The sequence below is a fragment of the Actinoplanes sp. CA-030573 genome, from assembly GCF_050951115.1.
GTDB lineage: Bacteria > Actinomycetota > Actinomycetes > Mycobacteriales > Micromonosporaceae > Actinoplanes.
Window position 1 is genome coordinate 4,892,991 of the sequence record NZ_CP192038.1, and the last position, 17,863, is coordinate 4,910,853.

The 17,863-nt window shown below is 71.5% G+C and carries 16 protein-coding genes; 7 read left to right on the plus strand and 9 right to left on the minus strand.

What is annotated here, in order from left to right:
* Window positions 1-4: 4 nt before the first annotated feature.
* Window positions 5-514 carry a hypothetical protein gene (locus ACQP2F_RS22705; RefSeq protein WP_433307140.1) on the plus strand — a complete coding sequence of 170 codons (510 nt, stop codon included), beginning with the start codon at window positions 5-7 and terminating at the stop codon, window positions 512-514.
* Window positions 515-526: 12 nt separating this feature from the next.
* Window positions 527-1,327: a hypothetical protein gene (locus ACQP2F_RS22710; RefSeq protein WP_433307142.1), complete on the plus strand. Its 801-nt coding sequence runs from the start codon at window positions 527-529 to the stop codon at window positions 1,325-1,327.
* On the opposite strand, the gene ACQP2F_RS22715 is transcribed toward ACQP2F_RS22710, so the two are convergent.
* The 7 genes from ACQP2F_RS22715 to ACQP2F_RS22745 are packed head-to-tail and all read right to left on the minus strand — an operon-like array spanning window position 1,324 to window position 8,117.
* Window positions 1,324-2,466, minus strand: coding sequence for an ABC transporter substrate-binding protein (locus ACQP2F_RS22715; protein ID WP_433307144.1), 1,143 nt, complete (start codon window positions 2,464-2,466; stop codon window positions 1,324-1,326). The genes ACQP2F_RS22710 and ACQP2F_RS22715 overlap by 4 nt on opposite strands.
* 19 nt (window positions 2,467-2,485) lie before the next feature.
* Window positions 2,486-3,241: an ABC transporter permease gene (locus tag ACQP2F_RS22720; protein WP_433307146.1), complete on the minus strand. Its 756-nt coding sequence runs from the start codon at window positions 3,239-3,241 to the stop codon at window positions 2,486-2,488.
* Window positions 3,238-4,017 carry an ABC transporter ATP-binding protein gene (locus ACQP2F_RS22725; protein WP_433307147.1) on the minus strand — a complete coding sequence of 260 codons (780 nt, stop codon included), beginning with the start codon at window positions 4,015-4,017 and terminating at the stop codon, window positions 3,238-3,240. Before ACQP2F_RS22725 ends, ACQP2F_RS22720 begins: the two co-directional genes overlap by 4 nt.
* Window positions 4,014-4,856, minus strand: a complete 843-nt coding sequence (locus ACQP2F_RS22730; RefSeq protein ID WP_433307148.1) for an ABC transporter permease — start codon at window positions 4,854-4,856, stop codon at window positions 4,014-4,016. The genes ACQP2F_RS22725 and ACQP2F_RS22730 overlap by 4 nt, the downstream gene beginning before the upstream one ends.
* Window positions 4,853-5,848, minus strand: coding sequence for a TIGR03842 family LLM class F420-dependent oxidoreductase (locus tag ACQP2F_RS22735; protein WP_433307150.1), 996 nt, complete (start codon window positions 5,846-5,848; stop codon window positions 4,853-4,855). Before ACQP2F_RS22735 ends, ACQP2F_RS22730 begins: the two co-directional genes overlap by 4 nt.
* Window positions 5,849-5,850: 2 nt before the next feature.
* Complete coding sequence (gene hydA, locus ACQP2F_RS22740; RefSeq protein WP_433307153.1) at window positions 5,851-7,281, minus strand: dihydropyrimidinase; 1,431 nt, start codon at window positions 7,279-7,281, stop codon at window positions 5,851-5,853.
* On the minus strand, window positions 7,278-8,117 hold the full coding sequence (locus ACQP2F_RS22745) for a nitrilase-related carbon-nitrogen hydrolase (protein ID WP_433307155.1): 840 nt from the start codon (window positions 8,115-8,117) through the stop codon (window positions 7,278-7,280). Before ACQP2F_RS22745 ends, hydA begins: the two co-directional genes overlap by 4 nt.
* Before the next feature lie 291 nt (window positions 8,118-8,408).
* Here ACQP2F_RS22745 and ACQP2F_RS22750 point away from each other — a divergent pair, with 291 nt between their 5' ends.
* Both ACQP2F_RS22750 and ACQP2F_RS22755 read left to right on the plus strand, forming a co-directional pair.
* Window positions 8,409-9,698 carry an O-antigen ligase family protein gene (locus tag ACQP2F_RS22750; RefSeq protein ID WP_433307157.1) on the plus strand — a complete coding sequence of 430 codons (1,290 nt, stop codon included), beginning with the start codon at window positions 8,409-8,411 and terminating at the stop codon, window positions 9,696-9,698.
* A gap of 28 nt (window positions 9,699-9,726) precedes the next feature.
* A complete protein-coding gene (locus ACQP2F_RS22755; RefSeq protein ID WP_433307158.1) occupies window positions 9,727-10,833 on the plus strand; it encodes an acyltransferase family protein in 1,107 nt (368 codons plus the stop codon).
* A 233-nt stretch (window positions 10,834-11,066) separates the two neighbouring features.
* Here ACQP2F_RS22755 and ACQP2F_RS22760 read toward each other — a convergent pair whose 3' ends face one another.
* Window positions 11,067-12,329, minus strand: coding sequence for an MFS transporter (locus tag ACQP2F_RS22760; RefSeq protein ID WP_433307159.1), 1,263 nt, complete (start codon window positions 12,327-12,329; stop codon window positions 11,067-11,069).
* Between the two features lie 396 nt (window positions 12,330-12,725).
* Between ACQP2F_RS22760 and ACQP2F_RS22765 the strand changes: the two genes are divergently transcribed.
* From ACQP2F_RS22765 to ACQP2F_RS22775, 3 genes are read left to right on the plus strand one after another with little or no spacing between them, the layout of a single operon-like run.
* Window positions 12,726-14,099 (plus strand): PLP-dependent aminotransferase family protein, encoded by a 1,374-nt coding sequence (locus tag ACQP2F_RS22765; RefSeq protein ID WP_433307161.1) that lies wholly within the window; start codon window positions 12,726-12,728, stop codon window positions 14,097-14,099.
* Window positions 14,100-14,120: 21 nt separating this feature from the next.
* The gene (locus tag ACQP2F_RS22770) at window positions 14,121-15,425 is read left to right on the plus strand and encodes an aspartate aminotransferase family protein (RefSeq protein WP_433307163.1); all 1,305 of its coding nucleotides are present in this window, start codon (window positions 14,121-14,123) and stop codon (window positions 15,423-15,425) included.
* 5 nt (window positions 15,426-15,430) lie between these two features.
* Window positions 15,431-16,741 carry an NYN domain-containing protein gene (locus ACQP2F_RS22775; RefSeq protein ID WP_433307165.1) on the plus strand — a complete coding sequence of 437 codons (1,311 nt, stop codon included), beginning with the start codon at window positions 15,431-15,433 and terminating at the stop codon, window positions 16,739-16,741.
* Between the two features lie 65 nt (window positions 16,742-16,806).
* Here ACQP2F_RS22775 and ACQP2F_RS22780 read toward each other — a convergent pair whose 3' ends face one another.
* Window positions 16,807-17,682, minus strand: coding sequence for a phytanoyl-CoA dioxygenase family protein (locus ACQP2F_RS22780; protein ID WP_433307167.1), 876 nt, complete (start codon window positions 17,680-17,682; stop codon window positions 16,807-16,809).
* Between the last annotated feature and the right edge of the window lie 181 nt (window positions 17,683-17,863).

Consider the following 17,863-nt stretch of genomic DNA (forward strand, 5'->3'; position numbering starts at 1 on the left):
GGCGATGGACGACGGCACCCGCACCGCTGCCTCGCTCGCTGCCCACCTGGCCGCTCTGCAGTTCGCCGACCTCGCGGAGGACAAGGCGACCGCCCGCATCGTCGACGCGGTGGTGGAGTGGGGCGAGTCGCAGGGCTGGCGGGTCTACCGGCGGGCGCCGAGCGTCCTGGAGCTCCCGCCGCCGCTCAAGGGCCACTCGGTGCTCGACGTCGCCTGCGCCCGCCCCGGCGGCCAGCCGATCGCGGTCGAGATCGACCGGCTCGACCGGCAGCGCACCGTGGACAAGCTGCTGGCCGAGGCCGCCGCCGGCCGGCTCGCCCTCTGGGTGCGCTGGGGCGCCGGCCCGTTCCGCCCGCCGCCGCTGCCGGTGCACCTGGTCACCCGGGAGGCGGCCCGCACCCGCGGCCGCTGGCACACCGTCGCCGACCTGCCGGCGCCGCGGCACTCGGCCGGGGTCGAGGCGGTGGGGGAGGCGGCCGAGTTGCCATGGGATCCCCCTCAAGTCGGCGGCTGACCGGTCGATGACATGAGCGTGGAGACGCACACCTTGGAGACGCCGCACCGGGGACACCCGGCCTCCTGGTGGGCGCAGTTCCCGGAGGTCTCCGACCGCTTCGACGCGGCCCTGGTGGCCGAGACGCTCAGCGACGAGATCATCCCGAAGATCGCGTCGGCGCTGCTGCGCCGCGAGGCCGAGATCGCCACCGAGATCGTCATCCGGCACCTGAACAAGCCGTCGAGCGAGGAGCTCGCCGCCCGGGCCAAGAAGGGCGTCCAGCGCCTGGTCGCCACCGTCGAGCGGCTCGAGGAGCGGTCCACCGGCGAGGACGCCGGCATCGCCGAGACCTGGGCCCTGTGCCGCTGCCTTCAGGGCGACTGGGCCGAGGCGGCGGCCGAGGCCGAGACGTTCGTCGGCACGGCACCGCTGCTGCGGGCCTTCGTGAGCGCGCTGCGCCTGGAGCACTTCGACATCAGTCTGACGGTCAAGCTGCTCAACGCCGGCCAGGTCCCGGCGGCCGCGGTCCGCACCGGTCAGATCGTCGGCAAGTACGGCTGGTGGCCGACCTGGCTGCTGAAGATCGTCAACGAGCGGGCCATGGCCGGCACGCTCGACGAGGACACGATCGCGGCCCTGGACAACTGCGCGTACGCGGAGCTGTCGCCGGCCCAGGCGCGGATGGCCCGCCGGCTGCTCAACGGCGAGCCGGACCTGATCGACGCCTCCGCCTACCGCCTGGAGGGACTCGGCGAGCCCCAGGCCGCGGCCAAGCTGCGCGAGGGCGACCTGATCGCGGTCGCCCTCGCCGCCCGGCTCATCCCGCTCTAGGCCCCGCCCGCCGACAGGGTCACGGTCTGCGGCTGGAAGGATGTGCCGTTGACGTCGATCCCGGCCGCCTTGGCCTGCGTGATCGCCTGGTTGATGTAGTCGTTGGTGTACGCCTGACCCTCCGGCGCCTTCTTCAGCACGGTGTCGCCGGTCTGGTTCTTGGTGGTCATCGAGATGTCCACGGTCTGCTTCCAGGCCGCGTCGTCGACCACGCCGATGCCGCCGGCGGCCGGCCAGATCAGCTTGTTGACCTCGTTCATCTGCCACAGCTGATGGCTCTTGCCCAACTTCGAGCCCTTGGCCACCACCAGGTCCCGGCACTTCTCCGGGTTGTCCCGGCAGAACGCCCAGCCCTTGATCGTGCCGAGCAGGAACTTGACCGTCTGGGCCTGGTAGTTCGCGTCCTTCAGCTTCTCGGTGTTGGCCCACACCGCGTCCTGCAGCATGGCCGAGCCGTTCTGCTTCCAGTCGATGATCGAGAAGTCGTCGGCGGTGTAGAGCTTGCCGGTCTGCGGGTTCGTGGCCTCCAGCAGCTGCGCGTACTCGTTGTAGCTCATCGCCTGGGCCGCGTCGATCTCGTGCTTGAGCAGCGCCTGCATGTCGAACTGCTGCTGCACCAGGGTGACGTCCTTGCCCGGGTCGAGGCCGGCCTTGGTCATGCCGGCGAACAGCTCGAACTCGTTGCCGAAGCCCCAGTTGCCGATCTTCTTGCCCTTGAACTGCGCGGGCGAGGTGATTCCCGAGCTCTTCCAGGCGACCTGGTACGTGCCGGAGCGCCCGAAGATCTGCCCGACGTCCGTGATGCCGGCCCCCTGCTCGCGCGACGCGAGGGCCTTGGGCACCCAGGCGACGGCGTAGTCGGCCTTGCCCTGGGCGAGCACGGTCTGCGGGACGATGTCGACGCCGCCCTCGAGCAGCTGCACGTCGAGGCCCTGCTCCTTGTAGAAGCCCTGGTCGACGGCGGCGATGTAGCCGGCGAACTGGGCCTGGTAGAACCACTGCAGCTGCAGCTTGATCGGGGTCAGCGCCCCGCCGCTGCCGCCCGGCGCCGGCGTCTTCGCTTCGTCGGCCGTGCCGCAGGCGGCCAGCAGGAGAGTGGATGTGGCGGCGATAGCGGTAAATATCTGGAATTTGCGCATTGACGAACCTCCCGGGGGATCAGGCGATGAGGCGTGCGCGCCAGGGCATGGCCAGGCGCTCGAGCAGAAGCGTGGTCAGGTAGAAGACGAGCCCGAGCAGGCAGGCGCCGACCACGAAGGCCCAGGCCCGGGGGTACGCGGTGAACGCCGCCGCCGACGTGATCCGCGAGCCGAGCCCGTTCTGCAGCCCGCCGAAGTACTCGGCGACGACCGCCGCGATCACCGCCAGCGAGGACGCCTGCCGCAGCCCGGTGAAGACGTAGGGGAGGGCGCCGGGCAGTCGCACCTTCCGGGCGAAGGTCCAGCCGCTCGCAGCGTACGTGCGCATGAGCTCCTGATGGATGGGGTCGACCTCGCGCAGGCCGCGCAGCGTGTTGAGGAAGACCGGGAAGAACACGATGATCGCGGCGACCAGCCGGCGCGGGATGCTGCTGGTCGTCTCGAACATGTTGTTGAGGATCGGGGCGAGCGCGATGATCGGGAGCGCGCTCACCACGGCCGCGAACGGGATCGACACGTCGGCGAGCGGCCGGAACCGGCTCGCCGCCATCGCCATCAGCACCCCGGCGACCCCGCCGAGGACCAGGCCGATCAGCGCGTTCTCGCCGCTCGCCAGCGCCGCCTGGAAGACGTTGCGGCGCTGCTCGACCAGCTCGGACCAGATCGCGCTGGGCGCCGGCAGGATGAACGGGGCGATCCGGCCGAGGGTCACGGTCAGCTGCCACGCGACGATCGCGACGATGCCGACGATCACCGGCGGGAGGACGCGCCTCATGACGCGCTCGAGGCCGGCACCCCGCGCAGCGCCTGCCGGACGGCGGTGACGTGCTCGAAGTACTTCTCCGACTGCCGGGCCGCCTCGTCGCGGACCGGCAGGTCGACGTCGACGGCGGCGACGATCCGGCCGGGCCGGGCCGACATCACCACCACCCGGTTCGACAGGAACACCGCCTCGGAGATCGAGTGGGTGACGAACACGGTGCTGGTGCCGGTCTGGGAACAGATGCCGAGCAGCTCGGCCTGCAGCCGTTCCCGGGTCATCTCGTCGAGGGCGCCGAACGGCTCGTCCATCAGCAGCAGCGGCGGCTGCACGGCCAGCGCCCGGCCGATCGCCACCCGCTGCTGCATGCCGCCGGAGAGCTGGGCCGGGTAGTGCCCGCCGAAATCCTGGAGCCCGACCAGCGTCAGCATCTCGTCGGCCCGGGCCCGGCGCTCATTCTTGGCCATGCCGCGCAGCTCGAGCGGGAGCTCCACGTTGCGCCGCACGGTCCGCCACTCGAACAGGCCGGCCTGCTGGAACGCGATGCCGTAGTCCTGGTCGCGGCGGGCCCGGCCGGCGTCCTTGCCGGCCACCGACACCGTCCCCGAGGTCGGCTCGATGAGATCGGCGACCAGGCGCAGCAGCGTGCTCTTGCCGCAGCCGGACGGGCCGATCAGCGAGACGAACTCGCCGTCGCCGACCACCAGCTCCACCTCGGACAGCGCGGTCACCTCGTCCGGCCGTCCCTGGTTGAAGACCTTCGTCACCTTGTCCACGACGACGGCACTCACAGTGTCACCACCTCCACGTGGCGCCGGTGCCGCATCAGCGGCAGCTCGAGCAGGCTGACGGCGCCGGCGACGACCAGGCCCAGCAGGGCGGCGCCGAGCATCGCGGTGTAGACCTTCGCGGGGTCGCTGGTGGCCTCGCGGGAGTACTCGATGATCAGGCGGCCGATGCCGCCGCGGGTGCCGGTGGAGATCTCGCCGACCACGGCGCCGACCACGGCGGCGGCCCCGGCCAGGCGCAGGGCCGGGAAGAGATAGGGGAGCGAGGCCGGGAAGCGGAGCTTGACCAGGGTCCGCCACCAGCCCGCCGCGTAGCTGTGCATCAGCTCCACGCCGCTCGCGGCCGGCGACTGCAGCCCGCGCAGCATGCCCACGGCGACCGGGAAGAACGCCAGGTAGGCGGCGATCACGGCGACCGTCGCCCAGGGCGGCATGATGGTCCCGCCCCACCCGGCGATCAACGGCGCGAGCGCGACCAGCGGCACGGTCTGGGAGAGGATGACGTACGGCAGGAGCCCGCGCTCGACGATCCGGAAGCGCTGCATCGCGATCGCCAGCAGAAGCCCGACCGCGGCGCCGACCAGGAAACCGACGGCCGTGATGCCGAGCGTGAACAGGCACGCCTGTACGACCACGATCCAGACCGGCCGGCCGCCCGTGAGCTCCGGGCGGCCGAGCCGTTGCAGCACCGTCCACAGGTGCGGCATGGAGAGGTCGTCGGCGCGGGGCAGCACCCGCACCCCGAACAGGACCGTGCCGTCGGGGTTGCCGACCGCCTTGTAGCCCTCCCAGAGCAGCGCGAAGAGGGCGACGCCGGCGAGGACCAGCAGCGTCCGCCTCACGTCATCGCCGGGATGATCTGTGACCCGTACGCGGCCAGTGTCTCCTCCTTGTTGTCGTGCTGCAGATAGACCGCGAACTGGTCGACGCCGAGGTCGCGCAGCTCGTGCAGGCGCTTCAGGTGGCTCTCGACCGGGCCCAGGACGCAGAACCGGTCGACCACCTCGTCCGGCACGAACGTGGTGTGCGTGTTGCCGGCCCGGCCGTGCTCGGCGTAGTCGTAGCCCTCGCGGCCCTTGATGTAGTCGGTCAGCACCTGCGGCACCGTGCCGTCGGCGCCGTAGCGGGCCACGATGTCGGCCACGTGGTTGCCGACCATCCCGCCGAACCACCGGGTCTGCTCCCGCTGGTGGGCCAGGTCGTCGCCGACGTAGGCCGGCGCCGCCACGCAGAACTTGATCGCCATCGGGTCGCGGCCGGCCCGCTCGGCCGCCCGCCGCACCGCCCCGATCATCCAGGCCGCGATGTCCGGGTCGGCGAGCTGCAGGATGTAGCCGTCGCCGACCTCGCCGGTCAGCGCCAGCGCCTTCGGGCCGTAGGCGGCGACCCACACCTCGAGCCGGCTCTCCGGCGCCCATGCGAACTGCAGCTCCCGGCCGCGCAGGGTCACTTTCCCGCCGTTGCCGAGCGCCTTGATCACCTGCACCGCCTCGCGGAGCTGTCCGAGCGTCTGGGGCTGCGCTCCGAGCACCCGCAACGCCGAGTCGCCCCGGCCGATGCCGCAGATGGTCCGGTTGCCGTACATCTCGTTGAGGGTGGCGAACAGCGAGGCGGTGACGGTCCAGTCCCGGGTGCCGGGGTTGGTGACCATCGGGCCGACCGTGATCTTCCGTGTCTCGTCGAGGATCTTGGAGTAGATGACGAACGGCTCCTGCCACAGCACGTGCGAGTCGAACGTCCACACGTGGCTGAAGCCGGCCGCCTCCGCCTTCCTGGCCAGCTCGACGACTTTGCTCGCCGGCGGGTCGTTCTGGAGCACCACACCGATGTCCATGGCTACACCAGATATTCGGAGAGCGTGCGCGGGACGTACCTGCCGCGCCCCTTCCGGCCCTGGTACTCGCCGCCGGCGACGATGACCTCGCCGCGGGACATGACCGTGTCGACCCGGCCGTCGATCTCCCAGCCCTCCCAGGCCGAGTAGTCCATGTTCATGTGGTGGGTCTCGACGCTGATCCGGGTGCGGCCGTTCGGGTCGTAGAGCACGATGTCGGCGTCCGAGCCGGGCGCGATGATGCCCTTCTTCGGGTACATGCCGAACATCCGGGCCGGCGTGGTCGCGATCGTCTCGACCCAGCGCGCGAGCGACAGCTTCTTGTCGACGACGCCCTGGTAGAGCAGGTCGACGCGGTGCTCGACGCCGCCGATCCCGTTCGGGATCTTGGAGAAGTCGCCGATGCCCATCTCCTTCTGGTCCTTCATGCAGAACGGGCAGTGGTCGGTCGAGACCACCGAGAGGTCGTTGGTGCGCAGCCCCTGCCACAGATCGGCGCGGTGGCTCTCCTTGCCGCTGCGCAACGGCGTCGAGCAGACCCACTTGGCGCCCTCGAAGCCGGGCGCGCCCAGCTGGTCCTCAAGCGTCAGGTAGAGGTACTGCGGGCAGGTCTCGGCGAACACGTTGCGGCCGAGGTCGCGGGCGTTGCGGACCTGCTCGAGAGCCTTCGACGCGGACAGGTGCACGATGTAGAGCGGGCAGTCGGCCGCCACGCTCGCCAGCCAGATGGCCCGGCTGGTCGCCTCCGCCTCGAGCTCCTGCGGCCGGGTAATGCCGTGGTAGACCGGGTCGGTCTCGCCGCGTTCCAGGGCCTGCTTCACCAGGACGTCGATGGCCGGCCCGTTCTCGGCGTGCATCATGATCAGGGCGCCGTTCTCCCGCGCCTTCTGCATCGCCCGCAGGATCTGGCCGTCGTCGGAGTAGAAGACGCCCGGGTACGCCATGAACAGCTTGAAGCTGGTGATGCCCTCGCTCGCCACGAGCTGGTCCATGGCCTTGAGCGAGTCGTCGTCGACCCCGCCCAGGATCATGTGGAAGCCGTAGTCGATGTGGCACTCGCCGGCGGTCTTGGCGTGCCAGGCGGCCAGCCCGTCCTGGACGACCTCGCCGTACCGCTGGATCGCGAAGTCGACGATCGTGGTGGTGCCGCCGATCGCCGCCGCCCGGGTGCCGGTGTCGAAGGTGTCGCTGGCCTCGGTGCCGCCGAACGGCATCTGCATGTGGGTGTGGCCGTCGATGGCGCCCGGGATCACGTACTTGCCGGTGGCGTCGACGACCGCTGTGCTGCTGCCGAAGCCTGGTCCTTCGGACGGCTCGGAGAATCCATAACCGCGCGTCACCAGCGCCGCGATCTTCTCACCCTCGACGACCACGTCGGCCTCGATGGGTCCGGTAGGGGTGACCACGGTGCCGCCCTTGATCAGGATGCTCACAGCTCCACCGTCCGGGTGTAGGACTCCGGGCGGCGGTCGCGGTAGAACTGCCATCGCTCGCGCACCGTCTTGATCAGGCCGAGGTCGAGGTCCCGTACGATCAGCTCGGGGTTGTGGGTGTCGCCGACGTCCCCGACGAACTTGCCCTCGGGGTCGACGAAGTAGGACTGGCCGTAGAAGTCGTCGTCGCCCAGCTCCTCGATGCCGACCCGGTTGATCGCGCCGATGTAGTACTCGTTGGCGACCGCGCTGGCCGGCTGCTCCAGCTGCCACAGGTAGCTGGAGAGGCCGCGGCTGGTGGCCGACGGGTTGAAGACGATCTGCGCGCCGCCCAGGCCGAGCTCGCGCCAGCCCTCCGGGAAGTGCCGGTCGTAGCAGATGTAGACGCCGACCTTGCCGACCGCGGTGTCGAAGACCGGGTAGCCGAGGTTGCCGGGGCGGAAGTAGAACTTCTCCCAGAAGCCGTTCACCTGCGGGATGTGGTGCTTGCGGTACTTGCCGAGGTACTTGCCGTCGGCGTCGACGACGGCGGCGGTGTTGTAGAGGACGCCCTCCTGCTCCTTCTCGTACATCGGCAGCACCATCACGAGGCCGAGCTCGGCGGCCAGCGCCTGGAAGCGCTCGGTCGTCGGGCCGGGGATGGACTCGGCGTACTCGTAGTAGGCGGCGTCCTGCACCTGGCAGAAGTACGGGCCGTAGAAGAGCTCCTGGAAGCAGATCACCTTGGCGCCCTGTGCGGCGGCGTCGCGGGCATAGTCCTCGTGCGCCTTGATCATCGATTCCTTGTCGCCCGTCCAGGTCGTCTGGACGAGGGCGGCGCGAACGACGTCGGTCATGACCGCTGCCCCTCTCTTTGATCTTGTACTAGCCCAGGCGCGGTGGAAGCGCCCGTGATCGTGTGTCTACTCCCCGTCATACCGGCTGCGCTAGGGCTTGCGTGTCGGCTTCAGATGCCGTAGGACCCTAACGACACACATCGAGCCGAACAATTGCCCGTACGTAACAGACTGTTTCTGCCAGGTAATTTGCTCGCGGCGACCGTCCTCGCCGCTCGCTGATGCCCGGGGGCAGTTCGCACTTCGTGAAGTCGCCGCCGGCGGGGTGCCGGCGTCGTTATGCTCGGCGCAATGGCTGGCGCTCACCCGTCCGGCATCGAACTGTCCGGCGCCGCCGACCAGCCCCGGCCGACTCTCGTGGTCATCGGCCTCGCGTTCGTGACGACGCTGGCCGGGCACTTCACGCTCGACCGGCTCGGTCTGACCATCCCGGTGCTCAACGACTCGCGCGTGTTGCTGTTCTCCGCGGTGGTGATGTCCTTCGTCCTGGAGGCCACCGCCGCCTCCCGCCGGGCCGGCTCCCGGGTGACGAGGCTCGGTGCGGCGCTCGGCACCCGGCGCTGCCTGCATCCGGTCCTGGTCCTGTTCGGATATCAGATGCTGTCCGCGTCGTGGGCCCCGCCCGGCGCCGTCATCAACGACGTCCTGACCGATCTGGTGGCCGAGACGGTCCTGGTGTGCGTCTACGCCGCGCTCGCCGAATGGGACGGCGATCGGGTCATCCGCATCACCCTGACCAGCCTGTACGGCGCCGCCTGGCTCTATTTTCTGTACGCCGCGTCCGGCCGAGGCCACACCGCCAGCGGTCGCTGGGCCGCGTTCGGCGGAGGACCGAACGTCTTCGTCCGCGTCATGATCCTCGGCATGCTGGCCGCCGTGTACCTCTACTGCCGTGACGGCGACCGCCTGATCTGGCTCATCGGCGTGCCCCCGTTCCTGGTCGGTGCCCTGGGCTCCGGCTCACGTGGCGGCCTGACCGCGCTGGGCATCACCGCCGGCGTGGCCCTGCCCCGGCTCTGGCGGATCCTCGGGACCCGCCGGTTCATCCGCCCGCTGGTCCTGTTCGCCGTCATGTGTGCCGCCCTGTGGTCCGTGTTCGGCCCGACCGTGGTGGCCCTGTCCCAGAACCGCCTGGCTGTCGCCACGTTGAAGGAGCACTACACGTCCGGCCGGGACGTCCTCTACGAGAAGGGCCTGGAGGTCTTCTACGAGCACCCCGTCCTCGGCGTGGGCGTACACGGCTTCTCGGTCAGCGCCAACGTGGGCAGCGCCGGGATCTACGTCCACAACCTGCCCCTGGCGGTGGCCGCCGAGGGTGGCGTAGTGGGCGTGATGCTCCTGATCGCCGCCTTCATCGCCCTGCGCCGGGAGTACGCCCGCGTCCCGTACCGGCGGCGTTCCCTGGAGGCGAGGACCGCCGCCAGCTGCGGCATCCTCATCGGGTGCGCGGGTCTCTTCTCCGGCGACTACTACGACTCCCGCCTGATGTGGATCTTCTTCCTCCTGGCTGCGGTCCGTCCGCCCTCCGATCAGCGGCAGGAATCGTCCTCTCCTCGTACGGAACCCTCGATAAGGTATTAATCGGGCGTATGCCAACGGGGGTGCTTCCATGCTGTCGGTCAGCGGTGAACCGGACCGGCCGCGGCTGGACTCGCTGACCAGCCTGCGCTTCTTCGCCGCAGTCGGTGTGGTCGCCGTGCACGTCGAGGGGACGTTCCCGACCGTGGGCGCCGTCGGCGGCGCGGCCGAGCTGGGATACACCGGCGTGTCGTTCTTCTTCGCGCTGTCCGGCTTCGTCCTGACCTGGTCGGCCCGCCCGGTCGACTCCCGGTGGGACTTCTACGCGCGGCGGTTCGCCCGGATCTGGCCGGCGCACGCGGTCGTCACCCTCGCCGCCATCGTGGTGGCGTACGTCGCCGGTGTCCGTCCGGTGTGGGCCGCGCTGCCGTTGGTCCTGCTCCTGGTGCATGTCTGGGCTCCGCCGCCGAGCTGGCACTACGCGTTCAACGGGCCGTCCTGGTCGCTGTCGGCCGAGGCGTTCTTCTATGCGCTGTTCCCGTTCCTGATCGGCGCCGCGGCGTGGCCGGCCGCCCGGCTGAGGCGCGCCGCCGCGCTGGTGGTGGCAGCGCTGGTGATCGGCGCTCTCGCCGTCGTGGCGGTCGTGCCCGACACCGCGTGGGGCTTTCTGCTGTACCTCAACCCCGCCTACCGGATCGGCGAGTTCATGCTCGGCATGGGGCTCGCGGTGGCGATCCGCCGCGGGTGGCGGCCGCACTGGCCGATCGCCGTGCCGGTGGCCGCCGTCGTGGTGGTGTACGCGGCGGTCGCCTGGCTCGCGCCGCGCGACAGCGAGGGCCAGATCCCGCGGGTGCTGGCCGACTCGGCGCTGCTGCCGGCGTTCCTGGCCCTCATCGCCGTGGCCGCCGGCGCCGACCTCGATCGCCGCCGGACCCTGCTGCGGTGCCGCCCGCTCGTGTGGCTCGGCGAGCGTTCCTTCGCGCTGTACCTGGTGCACGCGTCGGTCATCAAGCTGCTCGCCGCGGCCCTCGGCGGCGGCCGGCCGCTGTCTCCGGGCCGCTGGCCGGCGCTCGCGGCCGGCGTCCTGGCCGTTTCGGTCGCGGTGGCGAGCCTGCTGTTCGCGGTCGTGGAGCGCCCGGCCGAGCGATGGCTGCGCCGCCGGCTGACCCGCTCCGGCCGGAAGGCGCCGGTGCGCTGACGATCCCGGCGGTCCCGGGCGGCGGCCGAACCGCGGGAACCGCCGGCGGCGCTTCGCCGGGCCGGGCCCGGCCGCCTGCGGCTTCGTCCGGCGCCCGACCCGGGGTCGGCCAGTCTGGGTCGCGGTCCGGACCAACAGCGGGGTGGGCTCCTGGGCCTCCAGGGTGATCTTCTCGTCGCCCACTCGTGGTGGTCATGTCCCATCCCCCGGACCCGGCATGACACCGTGCAGGGTCAGCCCGCGTCGGCAATGTCCCGCACCCGACCGCGGTCGGTCGCCGAGACGACCGGCGGCCGGAGCGTGGCGACCGGCACGTAGACCATCACCAGCACGCCGAGCAGGAGGAACGCGCCGGGCAGGGAGAGGGCCGCGGCCAGGGCCGGCGCGGCCGCGGTCCCGGCGACGGCCGCCAGCATGCAGGCGGGCAGCACCAGCCCGAAGGCGCGGCCCAGGACCTCGTCGTCGAGCTGGGTCTGCAGGACCGAGTCGCACTGGATCTCGGCGACCACGTTGGCGCCGCCGAGGATCGCGGCCATGACCGCCGCCACGACTACGGTGAGCCGGTCGGTGAGGACGCCGAGCAGCAACAGCGGTACCGCGGTAGCGAACAGGGCGATCCGGACCAGCGGCACGGCCCGGAACCGGCGGCCGAGCCAGGCGGTGCCGAACGCCGCGAGGCCGCCGCCGACGCCGGTCGCCGCCATCAGCGTGCCGTAGGCGGCATCGCCGCCGGTGACGCGCTGGCTGAGCAGGAGCAGCAGCACGGTCAGGGCGCCGAAGACGGCGCTCTCCAGGATGTCCGCTCCGGCGAGCCGCCAGATCGCCGGGCGGCCCCGGATCGCCTGCCAGCCGACGACCACGTCGCGCAGCAGCGACCGCCGCGGTTCCGGCTCGCCGGCGGCGGGCGCCACGGCGACCCGGCTCAGCCGCGCCAGGAACGCGGCGGAGATTCCGAAGCTGGCCGCGTTGACCAGGAACGGGCCGGCGTCGGGCAGGTGGCCGTAGCCGATGGCGAACACCAGCGGGCCGAGCACGGAGCTGACCTCGGTGACGCCGGCGCGGGCCGCGTTGGCGGCGGTCACCCGGTCCTCGCCGGCCAGCGCGGGCACCAGAGCGGCCAGGGCGGTGTCGAACGGCGCGGACGCCGCCGTGGTCAGCGCGGTGCACAGCAGGAGCAGGGCGACGGGCAGCCCGGCGGCGACGACGTAGGCGGCGGCCGCCATCAGCGCCACCCGGTACAGGTCGGCGGCGATCAGCAGGCGGCGCCGGTCGTAGCGGTCGGCGAGCGATCCGCCGATCGGGCCGAGCAGGATGACCGGGCCGATGCGCGCGACCGCGGTGGCGGCGAGCCACGACGCCGAGTGGGTCCGTTCGTAGACCACGGCGATCAGCGCCGTGTTGAAGGCCCAATCGCCTATCCGGGAAGCGGCGAGCGCCGCGAGCAGCCGGCGGATGTCCGGGTTTCGCAGCAGGGTGAGGGTGCGACCATCCGGCATTGACGCTCCGGTTCATTCAGTCGTCGGAAAAGGCGATGGGGGAACAACGGGACGGAAATGCCGAGGCGGCGACCTGCGATTTCTCGCGAGTCGCCGCCTCTATGCGAATTCAGGCGCGACGACGCATGTCAGGCCCCTCTCCGATCGCGATAAATGCGTTGCGTCCTCACCGTAGGGAGCGGCGGAAAATGGCCGCAATGTCAGTCACCTGGTCGGGCAACGCGATTTGCCATTCTTGGATGAGCGGTCGGGGGCGCCCGGCCGATCGGCGGAGCTCGAAAGAGATTCGCGGCTCTGATGATCTTGATTGCCCGGCCGCGGCCGTAGGACACTAACGACACACCTGCGGGCGGACAATCGCCCGTACGTCACCGGTCGTCAGGGGGAGGGGGTCGCTTGCTGGCGCTCATCACCGGCGCGGTGGAGGACCGCACGGCCCGGGGGATAGCCGCGGCGGTCGGCCGGCTGGTCAGCGCCGGGTCGCTGCCGGCGGGCGCCCGTCTGCCGACCGTGCGCGACGTCGCGCGGGAGCTCGGCGTCAGCCCGACGACGGTCAGCGAGGCGTGGCGCAGCCTGGCCCGGGCCGGCGCGATACAGACCCGCGGGCGCTCCGGCACGTTCGTGTCCCCGCCGGTCGTGCCCCGGCAGAGCTGGCGCTACTCGCAGATGGGCCCGTCGCCGGCCACCCGGTGGGACCTGTCCACCGGCATTCCCGACCACGACCTGCTGCCCGATCTGACCGACGCGCTCAAGCGGATCGGCGACGGGCGCCTGACCACGAGCTACCTGGACGAGCCGGTGCTGCCGATGCTCGAGACCGTGCTGCGCAACCGCTGGCCGTTCCCGCCGGAGGGCCTCACCGTGGTCGACGGCGCGCTCGACGCGATCGACCGGATCATCGGCGAGGTGGTCAGCTTCGGCGACCACGTGATCGTGGAGGACCCGGCCTTCCCGCCGCTGCTCGACCTCCTGCAGACCGTCGGCGCGTCGGTGATCGGGGTGCCGATGGACGACCACGGGATCGTCCCCGACCGGCTGCACGCGGCGCTCACCGGGCACCCGGCGGTCGCGCTGTTCCTGCAGCCGCGGGCCCACAACCCGACCGGCGTGAGCATGTCGCCGTCCCGCGCGGCGGCGCTCGCCGCCGTGCTCGCCGGCTTCCCGGACGTGGTGGTGGTCGAGGACGACCACGCCGGCGACATCGCCGGCGCGCCGCCGGTCAGCCTCGGCCGGCACCTGAGCGCCCGGACGGTGCACGTGGCGAGCTTCTCCAAGAGCCACGGGCCCGACCTGCGCCTGGCCGCGATCGGCGGTCCGGCCCCGATCGTCGCGGCGGTGGCCGACCGGCGGCTGCTCGGGCCGGGCTGGTCCAGCCGCCTGCTCCAGGCCGTGCTGCTCGACCTGCTCACCGACCCGGTCGCGGTCGCCCAGGTGGCGGCGGCGCGCGACGCGTACGCCGGCCGGCGCGAGGCGATGCTGAGCCGGCTGCGCGAACGGGGTGTCACCGCCTCCGCGGCCGACGGGATCAACCTGTGGATGGCGGTCGACGACCAGCAGATCGCCATGGTGTCGCTGGCGGCGCGCGGCATCGCGGTCGCGCCCGGAACGCCGTTCTGTGTCACTCCCGCCGCGACCGACCACGTCCGGGTGACGGTCGGGCTGGTCGCGGACGGCTTCGACGACCTCGCCGGCGCGCTCGCGTCGGCGGCCATCCTGGACAGCCGCGGCAGCGGCGCCCGGGCCCGCCCGCACCCGCGCGGCTGGCGCTGATCTCCACCGGAGGTTTCTGACATGAGCGACGACGATCTGCTGGCGCGGCACCGGGCGGTCATGCCGGGCTGGATGCCGATCTACTACGGCGACGAGGCGATCGAGATCGTCTCCGGCTCGGGCCGGCGGGTCACCGACTCGGCCGGCCGGTCCTACCTGGACTTCTTCGGCGGCGTGCTGACCAACATGATCGGCTACGACGTGGCCGAGATCAACGAGGCGGTACGCGCCCAGCTCGCGACCGGCGTCGTGCACACCTCGACGCTCTACCTCATCCGGCAGCAGGTCGAGCTGGCCGAGAAGATCGCCCGCGTCTCCGGCATCCCGGACGCGCGCGTCTTCCTCACCAACTCCGGCACCGAGGCCAACGAGACCGCGCTGCTGATGGCGACGAACGTGCGCCGCTCGAACCAGATCCTGGCGATCAAGAACAGCTACCACGGCCGGACGTTCGCGACGATGGCGATCACCGGGCACCGCTCCTGGTCGTCGAGCGCGCTCAGCCCGCTCAACGTCTCGTGGCTGGCATCGGGGGACCGGCTGCGGGGCCGGATGGCCGGGATGTCGGCCGGCGACATCGCCGAGGCGGCGGTCGACGATCTGCGGGAGGTGCTGGCGACGGTCACCTCCGGGGACGTGGCGGCGCTCATCGCCGAGCCGATCCAGGGCGTCGGCGGGTTCGTCGCGGCTCCGGACGGGGTGCTCGGCGCGTACCAGAAGGTCCTGCATGAATCGGGCATCTTGCTGATCGCGGACGAGGTGCAGACCGGGTGGGGGCGCACCGGCGAGCATTTCTGGGGGTACCAGGCGCACGGCGTGACGCCCGACCTGATCACGTTCGCCAAGGGCATCGGGAACGGGTTCGCGCTCGGCGGCGTCGTCGGGCGGGCCGCGGTGATGAACGCGGTGCCGGCGATCAGCTTCTCGACCTTCGGCGGCAACCCGCTGTCGGCGGCGGCGGGCAACGCGGTCCTCGACTACGTGCTGTCGCACGACCTGCAGGCCAACGCGGCGCGGGTGGGCGCCATCCTGCTGGACGGGCTGCGCGCGCTGGACCTGCCGATCCTGGCCGAGGTACGCGGAAAGGGCCTCATGGTCGGGCTGGAGTTCGTGCGCCCGGGCACCACCGAGCCGGACCCGGCCGCCACGGCGGAGGTGTTCGACCGGTGCCGCGCCGGTGGGCTGCTGGTCGGCAAGGGCGGCCTCTACGGCAACGTCGTGCGGATCGGCCCGCCGCTGACGCTGACCGAGGAGGAGGCGCGCGAGGGCCTGGCCGTGCTGGTCGACGCCATCACCGAGGCGGACGCGTCGTACCGCGTAGGCTGACCTCCGTGGATCAAGAAGAGCGGATCGCCCTGTTCCTGGACTACGAGAACCTGGCGATCAGCGCCCGGGAGACGCTCGGCGGCGCCGCGTTCGACCTGCGGCCGGTCGCCGACGCGCTGGCCGAGCGGGGCCGGGTGGTGGTGCGCCGGGCGTACGCCGACTGGTCGTTCTTCGACGAGGACCGGCGCCGGCTCACCCGGGCCCGGGTCGAGCTGATCGACATACCGCAGCGGATGGGCACGTCCCGCAAGAACGCCGCCGACATCAAGATGGTGGTGGACGCCCTGGAGGTGGCGTTCGAGCGGGACTACATCTCGACCTTCGTGCTCTGCACCGGCGACAGCGACTTCACGCCGCTGGTCGACAAGCTGCGGGAGCTGAACAAGCGGGTGATCGGCGTCGGCGTCGAGAAGACGACGTCGGCGCTGCTCCCGCCCGCGTGCGACGAGTTCCTGTACTACGACCGGCTGGAGGGCGTCGAGGCCCCTGCGCCCCGGCCCCGCCGTGGGCGCCCGGCCACCCGCCCCGACGCCGCGCCGTCCGACACCGCGACGCCCGACGCCGCGACTTCCGACGCCGCGACGCCCGACGCCGCGACTTCCGACGCTGCGGCGCCCGACGCTGCGGCGCCCGACGCTGCGGCGCCCGACGCTGCGGCGCCCCACGGCGCGACGTCCGACACCGTGCCGCCCGCACCCGCCACCGGGCGCCCGGCCGCGAAGGCCGAGTCCGCGCCGGCGCCGAACGGGCGGATCGCGGCGCGGCCGCCCGCCGAGGAGCCGCCGCCCGCCGAGGAGCCCACGGCCGGCGCGGAGGTGCCGAAGGACGTCGACTCGCTCGCGGCCCAGGTCGCGCAGACCGTCGCCGGCATCCAGAGCAGCGCGAGCGGGCCGGTCACCGCGTCGTCGCTCAAGCGGGCGCTGCTGCGCAAGGACCCGACCTTCAACGAGGCCGACTACGGCTTCCGCGCGTTCGGCGAGCTGCTGCGGCACCTGGCCGGCCACAACGTCGTCGAGCTGTCGGCCGGCTCGGCCAAGGGCGACCCCGAGGTGACGCTGCCCGAGCACGGCGACCGTGAGGCCGCCTTCGCGCTGCTGCGCTCGGTGGTGCGCGACGAGGCCGGTCCCGACGGCGCCGTCGCGCTCTCCGGCCTCAAGAACAAGGTGCGCAAGGTCACGCCCGGCTTCAGCGAGAAGAAGCTCGGCTACCGCAGCTTCCTGCAGTTCACCAAGGCCGCCGCCACCAGCGGCGCGGTCGGGCTGAGCTGGAGCCCGGACGCCGAGGACTATCTGCTGACCACGACGCCCGAGGCGTGAGCCGCCGGCCCGGGGGCGGGGCCGGCGGCGGCTACTTTCCGTGAGTGGCTAACGGAGCAATTGAGCTAGCGGAGCCACGGAATGGCCCGGTCGAGCAGGCCCCGGGTCGACAACTCGTACCGCAGCGGGATCTTCTCGTCGATGTAGCCGTCCCAGTTCACGCCCCAATGATTGGCCGTGTGGGTTGCTTCGCCGAGCAATTGCCGCTGCACCGGCGTACGATTTCGCCACCATTCGCTCTCGTGGTCGATCGGCATGTCGTCGAGCGGGCGGATCCAGCGGTAGGTGTATCCCACGAACAGCATCTTGCGGGTGACCGCGCTGCGGTTGACCGACCGCGAGTGCCACAGCCGACGGTCGAAGACGAAGCAGTCGCCCGGGTTCGCCGTGATCTCGACCGCGCCCCGCGGGTCGCGGCCGGCCTCGGTGCGCTCGAGCGTGTTGCTCAGGTGGCTGCCCGGGATGACCTTGGTCGCCCCGCGCCCGGTCCGCGACAGGTCGGACAGCACGTAGGCGACCTTGAGCGAGAGCATCGGCCGGGGCTCGCCGGACAACGACTCCGGATCGGAGTTCTGCCGGTAGCCGTCCTGGTGCCAGCCCCACCCCGGCGGCTCCTCGGCCGGCTGCGGCGGCGTCACGTCGAGGTGGTTGTGGTGGCTGTAGATGTTCCACCCGGCGAGGCCCCACACGTACGGGAAGGTCCCGGGATGGGTGAGCAGCTCGCCGAACGCCTCGTCGCTGTCGAGGAAGCCGAGCAGATGCAGCGTGCCGTCCGGTTTGAGCCGCCCGGCCTCGCGCTCCTCCGCATAGACCCGATCGACGGCCGCCTCCAGTCGCGCCCGGTGCTCCTCGGTGAGCGCATCGCGTATGAGCAGAATGCCCTCCCGCTGGAACTCCTCCCGTTGTTCGGCCGTGATCGCCTCGAAACCCGTCAATGGCATTTCGTGGTCCCCCTCAATTGAATCTCTTCAGTTGTCCCCCGGGGGAACCGGTGTCTTCATGGGAAAGACGCGTCCGGCTCGCGATTGCGTTGCACCTGCACCGAAAGAAATCTGAAAAGGTCCTGTGTGCTCACGGTGCGTGACCGGCCCGTTTCGCATGATCAGATCGAACTTTTGCCTG

Coding starts and splice junctions, on each gene's coding strand:
- ACQP2F_RS22705 (WP_433307140.1), top strand. CDS start 5: ATGGACGACGGCACCCGCACCGCTGCCTCGCTCGCTGCCCACCTGGCC.
- ACQP2F_RS22710 (WP_433307142.1), top strand. CDS start 527: ATGAGCGTGGAGACGCACACCTTGGAGACGCCGCACCGGGGACACCCG.
- ACQP2F_RS22715 (WP_433307144.1), bottom strand. CDS start 2,466: ATGCGCAAATTCCAGATATTTACCGCTATCGCCGCCACATCCACTCTC.
- ACQP2F_RS22720 (WP_433307146.1), bottom strand. CDS start 3,241: ATGAGGCGCGTCCTCCCGCCGGTGATCGTCGGCATCGTCGCGATCGTC.
- ACQP2F_RS22735 (WP_433307150.1), bottom strand. CDS start 5,848: ATGGACATCGGTGTGGTGCTCCAGAACGACCCGCCGGCGAGCAAAGTC.
- ACQP2F_RS22745 (WP_433307155.1), bottom strand. CDS start 8,117: ATGACCGACGTCGTTCGCGCCGCCCTCGTCCAGACGACCTGGACGGGC.
- ACQP2F_RS22750 (WP_433307157.1), top strand. CDS start 8,409: ATGGCTGGCGCTCACCCGTCCGGCATCGAACTGTCCGGCGCCGCCGAC.
- ACQP2F_RS22755 (WP_433307158.1), top strand. CDS start 9,727: ATGCTGTCGGTCAGCGGTGAACCGGACCGGCCGCGGCTGGACTCGCTG.
- ACQP2F_RS22760 (WP_433307159.1), bottom strand. CDS start 12,329: ATGCCGGATGGTCGCACCCTCACCCTGCTGCGAAACCCGGACATCCGC.
- ACQP2F_RS22770 (WP_433307163.1), top strand. CDS start 14,121: ATGAGCGACGACGATCTGCTGGCGCGGCACCGGGCGGTCATGCCGGGC.
- ACQP2F_RS22780 (WP_433307167.1), bottom strand. CDS start 17,682: ATGCCATTGACGGGTTTCGAGGCGATCACGGCCGAACAACGGGAGGAG.